The following is a 16,323-nucleotide window of genomic DNA, read 5'->3' on the forward strand; positions in this document are numbered from 1 at the left end:
CTGGCCGGACGCGGGTACTTGTCTACACAAGTACCCGTCCAGCCAGTCTTTCCAATCTAAAAGCAAAACCCTTATAATTGAATGGCTGAAGTCCCTGCCATTGCATGATTTACAACTTGGCAAACTGCATCGCTCCACGCAACAAGCTTGCGCGGACGACGCTCAACACAGCAGCGCGCCGGGCGAGGCAACCATCAGCATGCAGTTTTACTGCTGATGCAACCCGGCGGGAAAGGCACGCCGCCGGCGGCCTGCGCATCTTCAAGTGGTCATTATGTCGACAAAAAAACCGATCAAGCACTACCTCCAGTTCTCCGATTTCACGTTGGAAGAGTACGAATATGTGATCGAACGCGCCCATCTGATCAAGCGCAAGTTCAAGAATTACGAAATCTACCATCCGCTGATCGACCGCACCCTGGTGATGGTCTTTGAAAAGAACTCGACCCGCACCCGCCTCTCGTTCGAGGCCGGCATGCATCAGCTGGGCGGCGCAGCCATCTACCTGAACACGCGCGACTCCCAGTTGGGCCGCGGCGAACCGGTGGAAGACGCGGGCCAGGTCATGTCGCGCATGTGCGACATCATCATGGTGCGCACGTTTGGCCAGGAAATCATCGAGCGCTTCGCCGCCAATTCGCGCGTGCCCGTGATCAATGGCCTGACCAATGAACACCACCCGTGCCAGGTCTTTGCCGACATCTTCACGTATATCGAACACCGCGGCTCGATCGCCGGCAAGGTCGTCGCCTGGATCGGCGACGCCAACAACATGCTGTATTCGTGGCTGCAGGCGGCCGAAGTGTTCGGTTTCCACGTCAACGTGTCGACGCCAAAGGGCTACGACATTGACCTGGCACAAGTCAAGACCGAGCGCTACACCTACTTCGCCAAGCCGTCGGATGCCTGTGAAGGCGCACACCTGGTCAACACGGACGTGTGGACCAGCATGGGCTACGAAGCGGAAAACGCGGCCCGTATTGCCGCCTTCGACGGCTGGATCGTCGATGGCGCGAAGATGGCCCGCGCCGCGCCCGACGCGCTGTTCATGCACTGCCTGCCGGCCCACCGTGGCGAAGAAGTGGCCGCCGAAGTGATCGACGGCCCGCAATCGGTGGTGTGGGACGAGGCAGAAAACCGCCTGCACGTGCAAAAAGCGCTGATCGAATACCTGTTACTCGGTAAAATCAAGTAATTGGCCAGGAAGTGGCATAAAACCTGGCAGTATCGCAACACATACATAGACAACGACAACTGGAAGCAATATGAGCGACATTAAAAAAGTAGTCCTGGCCTATTCGGGCGGACTCGACACCTCCGTCATCCTGAAATGGCTGCAAGATAACTACCAGTGCGAAATCGTCACCTTCACGGCCGACCTGGGCCAGGGCGAAGAACTGGAACCGGCACGCGCCAAGGCGATCAAGTTCGGCATCAAGCCGGAAAACATCCATATCGAAGACGTGCGCGAAGAATTCGTGCGCGATTTCGTCTTCCCGATGTTCCGCGCCAACACCGTGTATGAAGGCGAATACCTGCTCGGCACCTCGATCGCCCGTCCTTTGATCGCCAAGCGCCTGATCGAAATCGCCAACGCCACCGGCGCCGACGCCATCTCGCACGGCGCGACCGGTAAGGGCAACGACCAGGTGCGTTTCGAATTGGGTGCTTACGCGCTGAAACCTGACGTGAAGATCATCGCCCCATGGCGCGAGTGGGATTTGCTGTCGCGCGAAAAACTGCTGCAGTACGCGCAAGACGCCGGCATCGACATCGACATGAAGCACAAGAACGGCGGCGCGCCGTACTCGATGGATGCCAACTTGCTGCACATCAGCTTTGAAGGCCGCCACCTGGAAAACCCGAGTGCCGAAGCCGAAGAAAGCATGTGGCGCTGGACCGTCAGCCCTGAAAATGCGCCAGACGAAGCGCAATATCTGGACATCGAATACGAAAAAGGCGACATCGTCGCCATCAACGGCGTGCGCATGTCGCCCGCCACCGTGCTGGCCGAACTGAACAAAGTTGGCGGCAAGCATGGCGTGGGACGCCTGGACCTGGTGGAAAACCGCTACGTCGGCATGAAGTCGCGCGGCTGCTATGAAACCCCGGGCGGCACCATCATGCTCAAAGCCCACCGCGCCATCGAATCGATCACGCTGGACCGCGAAGTGGCCCATCTGAAAGATGACCTGATGCCGCGCTACGCCTCGATGATCTACAACGGCTACTGGTGGGCGCCTGAGCGCGTCGCCCTGCAAACCCTGATCGACCATACGCAGGAAACCGTGAACGGCTGGGTACGCATCAAGTTGTACAAAGGCAATGTGATCGTCGTGTCGCGCGATTCGAAGACCGACTCGCTGTTCGACATGAACATCGCCACCTTCGACGAAGACGGCGGCGCCTACAACCAGGCCGACGCTGGCGGTTTCATCAAGCTGAACGCCTTGCGCATGCGCATCGCCGCCATCGCCCGCGAAAAGCGCGGCCAGAAATAAGCATAGCCAGGGAGGCTGATCGCCTCTCCTTGACTTGCCACAAGCCGCCTGCGGGCGGCTTTTTTGCGTCTGGAGCGCACTGGGCTGCAATTTACGCAGCCGCACGCCCCCGGATTGTCCCCATTTCGCTGTCGGCGTGGCAAAATGCTACAGTGCAATTATGCTGACCTTCCCGCTTCCGGAGCCCTCCCATGTTCAAAGACCTGCGTATCAAGAATAAACTGTACCTGGGCTTCGGCTCCATCGTGGCCATCATCCTGATCTTGCTCGCTGTTGCCTACAACAGTTTTGCGCGCCTGTCGGAAGCGAATAAATGGGATCGGCATACGATGGAAGTGCAGGTCGAGATCGACAAGATCCACAATTCCATCCTGCAAATCCAGGTGGAAACGCGCGGCTACCTCCTGACCGGCAATGAAGTATCGCTGAACCCGCAAACGGACGAGATGGCGATCCTCGGCCAGCATACGCAAAAAGCCATCAGCATGACGGCCGACAACAAGGAGCAATCGGAGCGTTTCAGGAAAATCGACCAGCTGACGACTACCTGGGTCAAGGACTGGATCAACCCGCTGATCGAAAAGCGCCGCGCGCTGGGCAATGCGCCGGGCGCCACCGAGGCGGTGGCGCGCATCCTGCCGCCCGCCGGCTACCCCGCCATCACGCAGGCCAACAAGCTGCTCAACGAAGCGACCACCGAAGAAACCCGCTTGCTGGCCGAACGCACGGCCACCAGTGCCAAGCTGCAGGAAACCATGCTGCTGACCCTGGCGCTGGGCGGCCTGCTGTGCATCGTGCTGGCACTGGGCATCGCCTACCTGCTGGGCAAATCCATCCTCGGTCCGCTGAACAACCTGACGGACGCCGTCGGACGCATCGCTGGCGGCGAGCAAGGCGCGCGCGCGGCCATCGTTTCGGGCGACGAGCTGGGCAAGGTGACGGAAGAATTCAACCGCATGGCGCAAACTATCCAGGACAACCAGGCCAATGAGCTGGCCGCCACCAACAGCTTGCGCGCCAAGGTCGACTCCTTGCTGGAAGTGGTCTCGAAGGCCGCCTCGGGCGACCTGACGGGCAAGGTCAGCATCACTGGCAGCGACGCCATCGGCCAGCTGGGCAATGGCCTGGCGAAGATGTTCGAGAACCTGCGCAGCTTGCTCAACAATGTGCAAAAGGCCGGCATCCAGGTAACGACCTCGGCCACGGAAATTGCCGCCTCGGCGCGACAGCAGGAAGCCACGGGTATTGAGCAAGCGCAAACCAGCGTGGAAATTCTCAGCACCACCAAGGAAATCTCGGCCAATACCAGCCAGTTGCTGAAAACCATGGAAGACGCCACCGCCGTGGCCGACTACACGACAAACGCCACGGCCGAAGCGCAAAACAACCTCAAGCGCATGGATGCGACCATGCAGCACATGGTCTCGGCCACCGATTCCATCAACGCCAAGCTGGCCGCCCTGTCGGAAAAAGCCAGCAATATCAATAGCGTACTGATCACCATTACCAAGGTGGCCGACCAGACCAACATCCTCTCGCTGAACGCCGCCATCGAGGCTGAAAAAGCCGGCGAAGCGGGGCGCGGCTTCTCCGTGGTGGCTACCGAAATTCGCCGCCTGGCCGACCAGACCTCCGTTTCCACCTGGGATATCGAACAAATGCTCAAGGAAATGCAATCGGCCGTGTCTGCCAGCGTGATGGGCATGGATAAATTCTCGGAGGAAATTCGCCGCAGCGTGGGCGAAGTGCGGCAAGTGGCCGAGCAACTGTCGTCGGTGATGGACCAGGTGCAAAAACTCACGCCGCAATTTGATGTTGTGCTGCAAGGCATGCAATCGCAAGCGATCGGCGCCTCGCAGATTTCCGACACCATGATGCAGCTCAATGATGCCACGCAGCAAACCGTGGAGTCCTTGAAGGCCACCAGCGAAGCGGTGCATCAGCTGCAATATGCGGCGGGCGACCTGCAATCGAGCGTCTCGACCTTCGCCGTGACCATCTGAACCATGAAAGTGCTGCTTTTTCACATCGGACGCGACCGCTACGGCTTGCCGCTGGTCGGCATCGTGCGCGTCTTGCCACTGCTGGAACTGAAGCAGTTGCCGCTCACGCCCGATTATGTGGCCGGCCTGATGGACTTGCACGGCGCGCCCGTGCCCGTGATCGACTTGTCGCGCCTGGCGGGGCTGGCGCCGGCAGCGCATCAATTCGACACGCGCATCGTCGTCGTCGACTACCGCGCCCCTGGCGGCACCACGCATGCGCTGGGGCTGATGGCCTCACAGGTGCGCGGCATCGCCGACATCGACCCGCACAAGCTGGAGGACAGCGGCGTGGCGACGGCGCCCTTCCTGGGCCAGGTAGCGAGCGACGCGGACGGCATTGTGCAACTGGTGGAACTGGAACACTTGCTGGCGCCCGACGTGCGCGCGCTGCTGTTTCAACACGGGAGCGCGGCATGACGGCACAAGCACTGCTGCACCGCGCCACCGGGCTGTCCGTGTCGAAATCGGTAGCCGAGCGGGCCGTCGGCCAGCGCATGGAGCTGACGGGATTTGCCGACAGCGAGGCCTATCTGCAGGCGCTCACGCCGGCCGAAATGACGCAATTGATCGAACTGGTGGTGGTGCCCGAATCGTGGCTGTTCCGCGACCCGCAGGCGTTTTACGCCACCGTGGAACTGGTGCAGGAGCGCTGGGCGCGGGGACGCGCCACGCGCATCCTGTCGATACCGTGCGCCGGCGGCGAAGAGCCGTACTCGATGGCCATGGCGCTGCGCGACGGCGGCGTGCCGAAACAGGCCTTCAGCATCGACGCCTATGACCTCAGTCCCGGCTGCATCGAGCGGGCGCAGGCGGGCGTGTATGGCCGCAACGCCTTCCGCGCGCAAGACGTGGCCTTTCGCGAACGCTATTTCACGCACGTGGCCGACGATGCCTACCGCATCATCGACACCCTGCGCGAGCAGGTCACGTTCAGACAGGGCAATTTGCTGCAGTTCGATAGCGCCGCCTACAGCCGCCACTACGACGTCATCTTTTGCCGCAACCTGTTGATTTATTTCGACAAACCGACCACGCGCGCAGCCATCGCCAAGCTCTCTGCCCTGCTGGCCAACGACGGCATGCTGCTGGCAGGCTATGCGGAAGTGCCGTCGTTTTGCCAGAACGGCTTTGCGACGCTGCAGTTCCGCCAGGCCTTCGCCCTGAAAAAGGAAGCCACGCCACCGGCCGCCGTCATCCAGGTGGCCGCCTTGCCGCCGCTGCGGGCGCGGGCGCTGCATAGCGTGCCGCCGGCCCCACGGCCGGCGCCTGCCCGTACGCCGAGCGCACCGTTGCCAGCACTAACGCGCCCGCGCCCCGTGCCCGTGCCAGCACCATCTGCGCAGGCAGACTTGCTGGCCGAAGCGCGCCTGCTGGCCGACCGTGGCCAGCTGCACGAAGCGGGCGAAAAATGCCATGCCCACCTGGCCCGGGTGTCCGAGGCGGCCGAAGCGTACTTCATGCTCGGCATCATCAACGAACTGGCCGGCAAGATGGACCTGGCCGACGACTACTGGCGCCGCTGCATCTACCTGCAGCCCGACCACTACGAGGCGCTGTGCCATCTGGCCCTGCTGGCCGAACGCAATGGCAACCAGACGGCCGCCGCCACCCTGAAGGCGCGCGCGGCGCGCATCTACCAGCGCCGCCAGGCGTCCAACTAAAGGGTACGCATGACAACCATCACCGGCAGCGAGACCCTGGAAGCCATCAAGGATTGCTGGAAGCATATCGGCGTGGTCGGCGACCAGAGCTGCCCCAAGCTACCGGCCAACATCCATTGCCGCAACTGCGATGTGTATGCCGACGCCGCCCAGCGCAACCTGCAGCGCCCCGTGGACGCGCACTACCAGCAGGACTGGGCCAGCCACTTCCGCCAGCTCGATGCGGGCGGCGCGGTGCGCGACAGCTCGGCGCTGGTGTTTCGCATCGGCCGCGAATGGCTGGCGCTGCCCACCCGCGTGTTCGACTCCGTGGCGCCGCAGGCCAAGCCGCATGCGCTGCCGCACCGCAGCGGGCGTGGCCTGGGCGGCATCGTCAATATCAGCGGCAAGCTGTATCCGTGCATGTCGCTGGCACACCTGCTGGGCATCGATGAACTGAACGCGCCGCTTGCCAAAGGCCGGCATACGTTTGCACGCCTGCTGCTGATGCGCTGGGAAGAGCAAGCCTATGCCCTGCCCGTGGCCGACCTGCATGGCATCGTGCGCTACGCCTCGGCGGCCGTGCAGGCGCCGGCCGCCACCATCAACAAAGGCCTGTCGCGCTTCCTGTCGGGCGTGATCACCGAGGGCGACCTGCGCATCGGCTGCCTCGACGCGGCGCTGATCGGCTTTCAACTTGCGAGATTATTACGATGAGCCAGGACCAGTACGGCGACCTGAGTGCGTTTTCCATGCTGGACTTGTTCCGCATGGAGGCGGACAGCCAGACGCAGATCCTGACCGATGGCCTGCTGGCCATGGAGCGCCAGGCGGGCGACGCGGCCGCCATCGAGGCCATGATGCGCGCAGCGCACTCGATCAAGGGCGCCGCCGCCATCGTCGGCTTGCAGGTGGTGGTGCAGCTGGCGCACGGCATGGAAGACAGTTTTGTTGCCGCCCAGCATGGTCGTCTGAAGCTCACGCCGGAACGGGTCGACGTGCTGCTGTCGGGCGTCGACCTGATCGTACAACTGTCGCGCCTGGATGACGCGGGTGCCGAAACGTGGCTTGCCGCCAACGCGGCGCAGATCGACCAGACCCTGAACGCCATCGCCGGTATCGCCGAGCTGCCGGAATTGCCAGCCCTGCCGTCGGCCCCGCCGCCTGCGGCCGCACCCGCGCCTGTGCAGCCTGACGTCATCGACGTGCTCGCTGGCGACGAAGCGGCTACGGCCGCTGCCGCACCGCGCGCGCTGGCCAAGGCGCCGGCGCAAAATTTCGACAAATTGCTGTCGCTGGCCAGCGAGTCGCGCATCAATGCGCACCAGATGCACCCGTTCATCGGTGCGCTGCAGCGTTTCAAGCGCAACCAGAGCAGCCTGTTTTCTGCCATCGAGCAGCTGCACGAAGCCATTTCCCGCTCGGGCGACGCGGGCCTGATGGAAAAATCCTTGCTGGCGCTGCAAAAGACGCAGCCCCTGAAGCAGTTCATGCTGGAACATATCGCCGACACCGAAACCTATGAACGGCGCTTGCTGGCCGTCTCGCAAGGCATGGTCGACGAAGTGCTGGCGCTGCGCATGCGCCCTTTCCGCGACGGCATCCACGCGTTTCCCCGCATGGTGCGCGACCTGGCGCGCAGCCTGGGCAAGGACGTGCAGCTGGAAATCGACGGCGAAGACACGCTGGTCGACCGCGACATCCTGGCGAAGATCGAAAGCCCGCTGAACCACATGCTGAGAAATGCCGTCGACCACGGCATGGAAGGCCCGTACGAGCGCATCGAGGCGGGCAAGGAGGCGCAGGGCACGATACGCATGGAGGCGCGCCACCGTGCCGGCATGCTGAGCATCGAGATCAGCGACGATGGACGCGGCGTCGACCTGGAGAAAATCCGCCAGTCCGTCATCGCGCGCAAGATGGCCAGCCCTGCCATGGCGGCCGCCTTGTCGCCGGGCGAGCTGCTGGAATTTTTGTTCTTGCCCGCCTTCAGCCTGAAGGCCACGGCCAATCAATTATCCGGACGCGGCGTGGGCCTCGATATCGTGCACGAGACGATACGCCAGCAAAACGGCAGCGTGCGCCTGGAGTCCGAGCCGGGACGGGGGTTTCGCGCCCTGATCACCTTGCCGCTGACGCAATCGATCGTGCGCGCGCTGGTGATCGACATCCAGGGCGAAGCCTACGCCATCCCCATCGTCAAGGTGGAAAGCGTGGTGCGCGTGCCGCAGGCGGCCATCCATACCCTGGAAAACAAGCAGTTCTTTGAACTCAAGGGCGAGCATCTGGGCCTGGTGTCGGCGGCGCAGGTGCTCGAACTGGGCGACACCGCCAGCAGCGCCGAGGATTTGCCGGTGGTGGTGATCGGGCGCGGCAAGCAAAGCTATGCACTGGTGGTGGACGCCATCCGTGGCGAGCAAAGCCTGGCGGTGCAGGCCATCGACCCGATCTTCGGCAAGATGCGCGACATTTCCGCCGCCGCCCTGTTGGATGACGGCGAACCGGTGCTGATCCTCGACGTGCCCGACTTGCTGCTGTCGATCGACAAGCTGCTGCACGAAGGCGGCCTGCACCAGCTGGCGCAGGCCGGCCACGCGCAGCAGCGCCGCGCCAAGCGCATCCTGGTGGTCGACGACTCGCTGACGGTGCGTGAAATGGAGCGCAAGCTGCTGCTGGCGCGCGGCTTCGAGGTCGACGTGGCCATCGATGGCATCGACGGCTGGAATGTGGTGCGCAGCGGCGACTATGACCTGGTGATCACCGATGTCGACATGCCGCGCATGGATGGCATCGAACTGGTCTCGCTGATCAAGAAGGACCTGCACCTGCACAAGCTGCCGGTGATGATCGTCTCGTACAAGGATCGCCCGGAAGACCGCGCGCGCGGGCTGTCCGCCGGCGCCGACTATTATCTGACCAAGGGCAGCTTCCACGACGAGACCCTGCTCGACGCGGTGGCCGACCTGATAGGAGATGCGCGCTTATGAGTTGCACTTCATGAAAATTGCCATTGTCAACGATGTCGCGATGGCTGCCGAGGCCTTGCGCCGGGTGGTGGCCAGCACGCAGGAGCACCAGGTGCTGTGGATAGCCCGCACGGGCCTCGAAGCGGTGCGCATGTGCCAGGGCAACCGCCCCGACCTGATCCTGATGGACCTGAACATGCCGGAGATGGATGGCGTCGAGGCGACGCGATTGATCATGGAGCAAAGCCCGTGCGCCATCCTGGTCGTCACGGGCCGTCCGCAAGACAATGTCAACCAGGTTTTCCGCGCGCTGGGTGCGGGCGCGCTCGACGTCACCGCCACGCCCATGCTGCAAGGCAAGGTCGGCGGCGACAGCGAACTGCTGGCCAAGATCAAGACCATCGGCAAGCTGATACGCCACAGTGCAGAGGCACCGCCGCCGCGCCAGGCACACGGCAATGGCGGCGAACGCGGCGACAGCCAGGCCACCACGCTGGTGGCCATCGGCGCCTCGACGGGCGGCCCCTCGGCCGTGGTCAAGGTGCTCTCCGGCTGGACGGCGCCGCCCGGCTGCGCCATCGTGGTGGTGCAGCACATCGACGAAACTTTCGCCTCGCATTTCGCCAAATGGCTCGATGATCAACTCAGCATGCCGGTACGCGTGATCAGCGAGGGCGACGAACTGGTGGCCGGCACGGTGCTGATCGCCAAGACCAATGATCACCTGCTGCTAGATCAAAATTATCGTTTGGGTTACGATGCAGCACCGCGCGACTATGTGTACCGTCCGTCCGTCGATGTGTTCTTCCATTGCGTGGCGCAGCACTGGCGCGGCGATGCCATCGGTATATTGCTCACTGGCATGGGACGCGATGGCGGCGATGGCTTGCTGGCCATGCGCCGCGCTGGCAAGACGACGATAGCGCAAGACCAGGCCAGCAGTGCCGTGTATGGCATGCCGCGCGCGGCGGCAGAACTTGATGCGGCGCAGCAAATCTTGCCTCTGGATAAGATCGGCGCGAGCCTGCGCAGCCGCCTGGGCGTCAAACCCAACAATGGGTGGGAACCCTCCCCTAACATCTGAAAAGAATGCAATGCCAGAATTTTCCTCCAGTTTCATCCAGCACGAACCGGCATTGACCGAATTCAAGGTCAGCGTCCTGCTGGTGGACGACCAGTTGATCATTGCCGAGGCAATCCGGCGCATGCTGAGTGACCAGCAGGACATCGAGTTTCATTACGTGACCGACGCCAGCTTGGCGCTGGAAACGGCGCTGCGTTTGCAACCGACCGTCATCCTGCAAGACCTGGTGCTGCCGGGCATCGATGGCTTCGCCCTGATCAAGCTGTACCGTGAACACGAAACGCTGGCGCACGTGCCCGTCATCGTGCTGTCGGCCAAGGATGACCCGAAACTCAAGGCGCACAGCTTTGCCGTGGGCGCCAACGATTACGTGGTGAAACTGCCAGACCGCCTGGAATTGCTGGCGCGCATACGCTACCACTCAGCGGCGCACATCAGCCGTTTGCAGCGCAACCAGGCCTTCCGTTTCCTGCGTGAAAGTCAAAAAAACCTGGCCGAGGCGAATATTGAATTGCAGAAACTTGCCGCCCTCGACGGCTTGACGGGCATCGCCAACCGCCGCCGCTTCGATGAAACCCTGCAATTCGAATGGCAGCGGGGCCAGCGCGACAAGACGCCGCTTAGCCTGTTGTTCTGCGACATCGACTATTTCAAGAGCTATAACGACCAGTTCGGTCACCTGGCAGGCGACCTGTGCCTGAAAAAAGTCGCCGCCGTGCTGACCGAACATTTGAAGCGCCCGGCCGACCTGGCTGCCCGCTATGGCGGCGAAGAGTTCGCCCTGATCCTGCCGGAAACGGAAGCGGCTGGCGCGCTGCTGATCGCCGAAGCATGCCGGCGCCACCTGGAAGGCTTGCAGATCGAGAACTCGGCAGTAGCGGCCGGCATCGTCACCATCTCGATCGGCGTGGCCACCGTCGAGCCATCACCGGCATCGACGATCGAGCAATTGATCAACCGCGCCGATAAAGCCCTGTATGCGGCCAAGCGCGGCGGACGCAACAGCGTGCTGAGCGCCGAAGACGTCAATGACTAATTTTTAACCGCAAGGAAAGTGAAGCATGAGCACACAACTGGACAATGTCAGCGTCGTCAAGAAATCGAATATTTACTTTGATGGCAAGTGCGTCTCGCACAACGTCATCCTGGCCGACGGCACGAAAAAAAGCGTGGGCGTAATTTTCGCGTCATCGCTGCGCTTCAACACGGGCGCGCCGGAGACGATGGAAATCGTCAGCGGCCTGTGCAAGGTCCGCCTGGCCGACGCGGCCGAATGGAACAGCTATGGCGCGGGCCAGGAATTCAAGGTAGCGGGCAATAGCTATTTTGATATTGAAACGGTCGAAATTGTCGACTATGTCTGCCACTTCGCTTGATTAAACAAACACAGGCTCGGGCGACAGGCGCACGCCATATTTCGCCTCCACATCATCCTGTATCGCTTCGGCCAGCCGGGTAATGTCCGCGCCACGAGCGCCGCCGTTATTCACCAGAACCAGCGCCTGCTTGGGATACACTCCCGCAGGCCCCAGGTTTTTCCCCTTCCAGCCACACTGATCGATCAGCCAGCCGGCCGCCAGCTTTTCCGTGCCATCGGGCTGCGCATGGTGTGCCAGCGCAGGAAAGCGTTCCAGCAAGGCCATACATTGCTCGCGCGACACCACCGGATTCTTGAAAAAACTGCCTGCATTGCCGATCACGGCCGGATCGGGCAATTTGCGCCGGCGTATCGCCATCACCGTCTCGGCCACCTGCTGTGGTGTCGGCTCGGCGATATTGCGCTCGGCCACGGCCTGCGCCAGTTCCGCATAACGCAAGTTCGGCTGCCACTCGGCCGGCAAGGCGAACGTCACTTCCAGCACGATCAGGTCGCGCCCGTCGGCCTGCTTGAAGATGCTGTCGCGGTAAGCGAAGCGGCAAGCGCCGCGGTCCATGTCGAAGACGATGCCGCTGGCGCTGTGCATCACGCTCACGCTATGCAAATAGTCCTTGATTTCAACGCCATACGCGCCAATATTCTGAATAGGCGCCGCGCCCACCGTGCCGGGAATCAGGGACAGGTTTTCCAGCCCGCCCACGCCCTGCGCCAGGGTCCATTGCACGAAATCATGCCAGTTTTCGCCGGCAGCTGCCGTGACGAGGATGGTTTCGAAATCGGCCTGCGCCAAGCGCATGCCACGCGTGGCCATGTGCAATACGGCGCCAGGAAAGTCGCCCGTCAGGACAATGTTGCTGCCGCCGCCCAGTATCAGGCGCGGCATGGCGGACAGAGCAGGATCTTGCAGAGCCTCCTGCAACTGGGCCTGGGAGGTGATGCGTACATAGGCGGCAGCATTGGCCGTGATGCCGAAGGTATTCAAACGCTGGAGGGAGTAATTGTGTTCGATGGTGAGCTCTGCAGACATGGGATAGCGATTATTTTGCTCGATTATAGAGCGAAACTGACAAAAAACCAGCGCAAGACAAGGGCAGGCCGTCCGTTGTCCGTTAAAATGTCGCATCTTTAACGGGGCTGTGCCATTTTACAAAGAATGCGCGCGCCCGGCGCGCTACGAGCGCGTTCGCCCTAACATGAAAGGAACAGACCATGCCGTCATTTGATGTAGTCTCCGAAGCCGATATGATCGAAGTCAAGAATGCAGTCGAGCAAGCCAACAAGGAAATCTCGACCCGCTTCGACTTCAAGGGCAGCGACGCCCGCGTCGAACACAAGGAAAACGAATTGACCGCGTTTGCGGATTCGGATTTCCAGCTCAGCCAGGTGCGCGACGTGCTGACGAACAAATTGACCAAACGCAAGGTCGATGTGCGCTTCCTCGACGAAGGCGACATCAAGAAGATCGGCGGCGACAAGGTCAAGCAGATCATCAAGATCAAGAATGGCATTGAAACGGATGACGCGAAGAAAATCGTGCGCGTCATCAAGGACAGCAAGATGAAAGTGCAAGCAAGCATCCAGGGCGAAGCCGTACGCGTCACCGGCGCCAAGCGCGACGACCTGCAGGCGGCCATGACCATGCTGCGCAAGGACGTGCCCGACATGCCGCTGGAATTTAACAATTTCCGCGATTAAGCGCGATCCGGCCAGCGCTTGCACCGCCATGGTGGCAAGCTGCCTCGGAGAGCCTGCCCGCTTGGGGTAGAATTGAAGCTGTGCACAGCTACATGCGCGCGCCCGCACGCCCGACCGGCGGCGAGCATGAGTACATCTGGCTCAGTGATAACCACGGTAGTCTAAGGATAGCAATGAAACGTGTTGATGATTTCCGCCTGCGATTTGGCAAAAAAGAATATGTGCCCATCATGATAGGCGGAATGGGTGTGGATATTTCCACGTCGGAGCTGGCCCTGGAAGCGGCCCGGCTGAACGGTATCGGACATATCTCCGATGCCATGGTGGAAGACGTGTCGGATCGCCGTTTCGACACCACCTTCGTCAAAGACAAGACGAAACTGTACAAGTTCAACATCAATAACAGCGACAAGGCCGTGGTGCAGTTCGACCTGGGCCGCCTGGCCGAAGCGCAGCGTTTGCATATCGGCCGCACCATGGAAGCAAAAAAAGGCGATGGCTTGATCTTCGTCAATTGCATGGAAAAGCTGACCATGAATGGCCCGCGCGAAACCTTGCGCGTGCGCCTGAATGCAGCGCTGGACGCGGGTGTCGACGGCATCACCCTGTCGGCCGGCCTGCACTTCGGCTCGTTTGCCTTGATGGCCGACCACCCGCGTTTCCGCGATGCCAAGCTGGGCATCATCGTCTCGTCCGTGCGCGCCTTGCAGATTTTCCTGCGCAAGAACGCCAAGCTGGACCGCCTGCCCGACTTCATCATCGTCGAAGGCCCGCTAGCTGGCGGCCACCTGGGTTTCGGCATGGACTGGGCCAATTACGACCTGCACACGATTACCGCGGAAGTCCTGGCTTACCTGAAGACCGAACAGCTCGACATCCCACTGATCGCCGCTGGCGGCATCTTCACGGGCAGCGACGCCGTCTCCTTCCTGGAAGCGGGCGCGGCCGGCGTGCAAGTGGCGACGCGCTTTACCGTCACCAAGGAATGCGGCTTGCCAAACAAGGTCAAGCAGGAATATTACAAGGCATCGGAAGAAGACATCATCGTCAACGGCATCTCGCCGACGGGCTACCCGATGCGCATGCTGAAAAACACGCCAGCCATTGGCGCCGGCATCCGTCCGGGCTGCGAATCGTATGGCTACCTGCTCGATGCAACGGGCAACTGTGCCTACATCAACTCGTACAACCGCGAAGTCGCTGCCCATCCGGAGCAAAAAACGGTCGTCGTGATGGACAAGACCTGCCTGTGCACGCACATGCGCAACTTCAACTGCTGGACCTGCGGCCATTACACCTACCGCCTGAAGGACACCACGCACCAGCTCGACAACGGTGAATACCAGATCCTGACGGCCGAACACGTCTTCAAGGACTACCAGTTCAGCGTCGACAACCAAATCGCCCTGCCGGAAAAAGAAAGTCAAGTAGCGGGTTGAATCTTGCCAGTCTGAAATGAAAATGGCGCAGCCTGCAAAGGCTGCGCCATTTTTTTATGCGGGGAGCATTGCCTGCAGCGTCCGCTCGATGACATCAAATTGTGGTCGCCGCAATACTTCTTCGTGCAAACAAGCGTCCATCAAGGCCCACAAGGCCGGCAATGGCGTGTCGCCATGCTCGATCAACTCGCCCAGCAGCACGCCAAAGGCGCGCGCCTCGATCCCCTGCAACAAGGCCGCGTCTGGCGAGCCGGGCGCAAACATGGACGCCGCGCCAAAGTCACCCAGCAGGCAGGTGCCCGCGTCCGCATGCACGATGTTGTGCGCATATAAATCGCCGTGCACGATACCGCGCGCGTGCAACTGGCGCACGGCCGAGGCGATGCCATGGGCAATCGCCAGCGCTTGCGGCGCGCTCAGGCGCATGCCATCGGCATATACATCGCGCGTGCACGATACCAGGCTGGGCGGTCCAGCCAGGTTGCGAAAGGCAGCATCGATCAGCGGCATGACCAGTCCAGGCGCCCCGTGCGGATGCGCGTCCAGCGTACCCAGGATGGGAATCAGGCTCGCATGCGCGCCCGCGCTGACGCAGGCGGCCATCTCGCTGCGCGGCAAGCCATCGCTGGTCATCGCCCCTTTGAAAACTTTCACGGCAACATCATCACGGCCATCCAGCCGGGCGCGATGAATGACGCCCGATGCTCCCTCGCCCAGCTGCTGCGCCAGCTGCAAGCGCTGCCACGCCACGCCTGGCATGCCAGCCTCGGCCAGGGCTGCCAGTTCACGCGCTTCAGTACAGGGGTTGCCGGCATAGGCGAGCCAGCTCAGGCGCGGCAAGGACAGCAGGCAATCGGGCAGCGCCGTGTAGCGGTTCGCGGCGATACGCACCAGTTCCAGCCGGCCGCAGTGCGCCAGGGACGCTGGCAAGCTGCTCAGGCAATTGCCTGCCAGCATGAGTTTCTGCAATTGCGCGCACTTGCCCAACTCGTCCGGCAAGACTTCGATGGCATTGTCGGTCAGGGTCAGCCAGCGCAACTTGAGCGGCAAGGCTGCGGCCGGTACCTGGCGGATCCGGTTCGCCTTGAAACCGATCATCTCCAGTGCAAGACAGGAACCGAGCACGGCTGGCAAGGTGGTAAACAGATTATCCGAGCAGAAAATGATGCGCAGCTTGTGCAGGCGCGGCAGCTCGTCAGGCAGCGCCGACAGCGCATTACCGGACAGGTCGAGGATTTCCAGGCTATCGGCCAACTCGAAGATTTCGCGGGGGAAATCGGTCAAGCCGCACGACAGCTTCAGGCGGCGCACACCGGCTAATTGGCCAGTACGTAATTGCTCCAGCGTATGCAAAGCAGACAAGATATCCCTTTCAAAAACCCGGCAATCGCCAGCATAGACAAAACCAGCGGACGAAAAAAAACCCGTCAATTGCTTGACGGGTTTTTCTCTACTACGAATAACAAGCCTGACGATAACCTACTTTCACACTGGTTGCAGCACTATCATCGGCGCAAAGTTGTTTCACGGTCCTGTTCGGGATGGGAAGGGGTGGGACCAACTTGCTATGGTCAT

14 protein-coding genes and 1 rRNA gene are annotated in these 16,323 nt (G+C 61.6%); 12 read left to right on the top strand and 3 right to left on the bottom strand.

The window, feature by feature from the left end; genetic code table 11:
* Nucleotides 1-274: 274 nt before the first annotated feature.
* The 10 genes from argF (at nucleotide 275) to ppnP (ending at nucleotide 11,612) form a co-directional block, all read left to right on the top strand.
* Entirely contained in the window at nucleotides 275-1,195 is a 921-nt protein-coding gene (gene argF / locus ACQ4W6_RS23010; RefSeq protein WP_436569493.1) for an ornithine carbamoyltransferase, read from the top strand.
* Between the two features lie 70 nt (nucleotides 1,196-1,265).
* A complete protein-coding gene (locus ACQ4W6_RS23015) occupies nucleotides 1,266-2,501 on the top strand; it encodes an argininosuccinate synthase (RefSeq protein ID WP_436569494.1) in 1,236 nt (411 codons plus the stop codon).
* 191 nt (nucleotides 2,502-2,692) lie between these two features.
* Nucleotides 2,693-4,504: a methyl-accepting chemotaxis protein gene (locus ACQ4W6_RS23020; RefSeq protein ID WP_436569495.1), complete on the top strand. Its 1,812-nt coding sequence runs from the start codon at nucleotides 2,693-2,695 to the stop codon at nucleotides 4,502-4,504.
* 3 nt (nucleotides 4,505-4,507) lie between these two features.
* The gene (locus ACQ4W6_RS23025) at nucleotides 4,508-4,963 is read left to right on the top strand and encodes a chemotaxis protein CheW (protein ID WP_436569496.1); all 456 of its coding nucleotides are present in this window, start codon (nucleotides 4,508-4,510) and stop codon (nucleotides 4,961-4,963) included.
* The gene (locus ACQ4W6_RS23030) at nucleotides 4,960-6,207 is read left to right on the top strand and encodes a CheR family methyltransferase (RefSeq protein ID WP_436569497.1); all 1,248 of its coding nucleotides are present in this window, start codon (nucleotides 4,960-4,962) and stop codon (nucleotides 6,205-6,207) included. Before ACQ4W6_RS23025 ends, ACQ4W6_RS23030 begins: the two co-directional genes overlap by 4 nt.
* Nucleotides 6,208-6,216: 9 nt before the next feature.
* A complete protein-coding gene (locus ACQ4W6_RS23035) occupies nucleotides 6,217-6,903 on the top strand; it encodes a chemotaxis protein CheW (protein WP_436569498.1) in 687 nt (228 codons plus the stop codon).
* Nucleotides 6,900-9,173: a hybrid sensor histidine kinase/response regulator gene (locus tag ACQ4W6_RS23040; RefSeq protein WP_436569499.1), complete on the top strand. Its 2,274-nt coding sequence runs from the start codon at nucleotides 6,900-6,902 to the stop codon at nucleotides 9,171-9,173. The genes ACQ4W6_RS23035 and ACQ4W6_RS23040 overlap by 4 nt, the downstream gene beginning before the upstream one ends.
* A gap of 10 nt (nucleotides 9,174-9,183) precedes the next feature.
* The gene (gene cheB, locus ACQ4W6_RS23045) at nucleotides 9,184-10,236 is read left to right on the top strand and encodes a chemotaxis-specific protein-glutamate methyltransferase CheB (protein ID WP_436569500.1); all 1,053 of its coding nucleotides are present in this window, start codon (nucleotides 9,184-9,186) and stop codon (nucleotides 10,234-10,236) included.
* A gap of 10 nt (nucleotides 10,237-10,246) precedes the next feature.
* Complete coding sequence (locus ACQ4W6_RS23050) at nucleotides 10,247-11,272, top strand: diguanylate cyclase (RefSeq protein WP_436569501.1); 1,026 nt, start codon at nucleotides 10,247-10,249, stop codon at nucleotides 11,270-11,272.
* 25 nt (nucleotides 11,273-11,297) lie between these two features.
* Nucleotides 11,298-11,612, top strand: coding sequence for a pyrimidine/purine nucleoside phosphorylase (gene ppnP, locus ACQ4W6_RS23055; RefSeq protein ID WP_436569502.1), 315 nt, complete (start codon nucleotides 11,298-11,300; stop codon nucleotides 11,610-11,612).
* On the opposite strand, the gene murB is transcribed toward ppnP, so the two are convergent.
* Nucleotides 11,613-12,641, bottom strand: coding sequence for a UDP-N-acetylmuramate dehydrogenase (gene murB / locus ACQ4W6_RS23060; protein ID WP_436569503.1), 1,029 nt, complete (start codon nucleotides 12,639-12,641; stop codon nucleotides 11,613-11,615).
* Nucleotides 12,642-12,823: 182 nt separating this feature from the next.
* On the opposite strand from murB, the gene ACQ4W6_RS23065 reads away from it, so the two are divergent.
* The gene (locus ACQ4W6_RS23065) at nucleotides 12,824-13,309 is read left to right on the top strand and encodes a YajQ family cyclic di-GMP-binding protein (protein ID WP_436569504.1); all 486 of its coding nucleotides are present in this window, start codon (nucleotides 12,824-12,826) and stop codon (nucleotides 13,307-13,309) included.
* Between the two features lie 173 nt (nucleotides 13,310-13,482).
* Nucleotides 13,483-14,748 (top strand): nitronate monooxygenase, encoded by a 1,266-nt coding sequence (locus ACQ4W6_RS23070; protein WP_436569505.1) that lies wholly within the window; start codon nucleotides 13,483-13,485, stop codon nucleotides 14,746-14,748.
* Between the two features lie 54 nt (nucleotides 14,749-14,802).
* Here ACQ4W6_RS23070 and ACQ4W6_RS23075 read toward each other — a convergent pair whose 3' ends face one another.
* On the bottom strand, nucleotides 14,803-16,101 hold the full coding sequence (locus tag ACQ4W6_RS23075; protein WP_436569510.1) for a leucine-rich repeat-containing protein kinase family protein: 1,299 nt from the start codon (nucleotides 16,099-16,101) through the stop codon (nucleotides 14,803-14,805).
* A 113-nt stretch (nucleotides 16,102-16,214) separates the two neighbouring features.
* A 5S ribosomal RNA gene (gene rrf, locus ACQ4W6_RS23080) occupies nucleotides 16,215-16,323 on the bottom strand; the annotation flags it as partial.

Origin of the sequence: Janthinobacterium woesei, from assembly GCF_051380875.1 — a bacterium.
Taxonomy (GTDB): Bacteria; Pseudomonadota; Gammaproteobacteria; order Burkholderiales; family Burkholderiaceae_D; genus Janthinobacterium.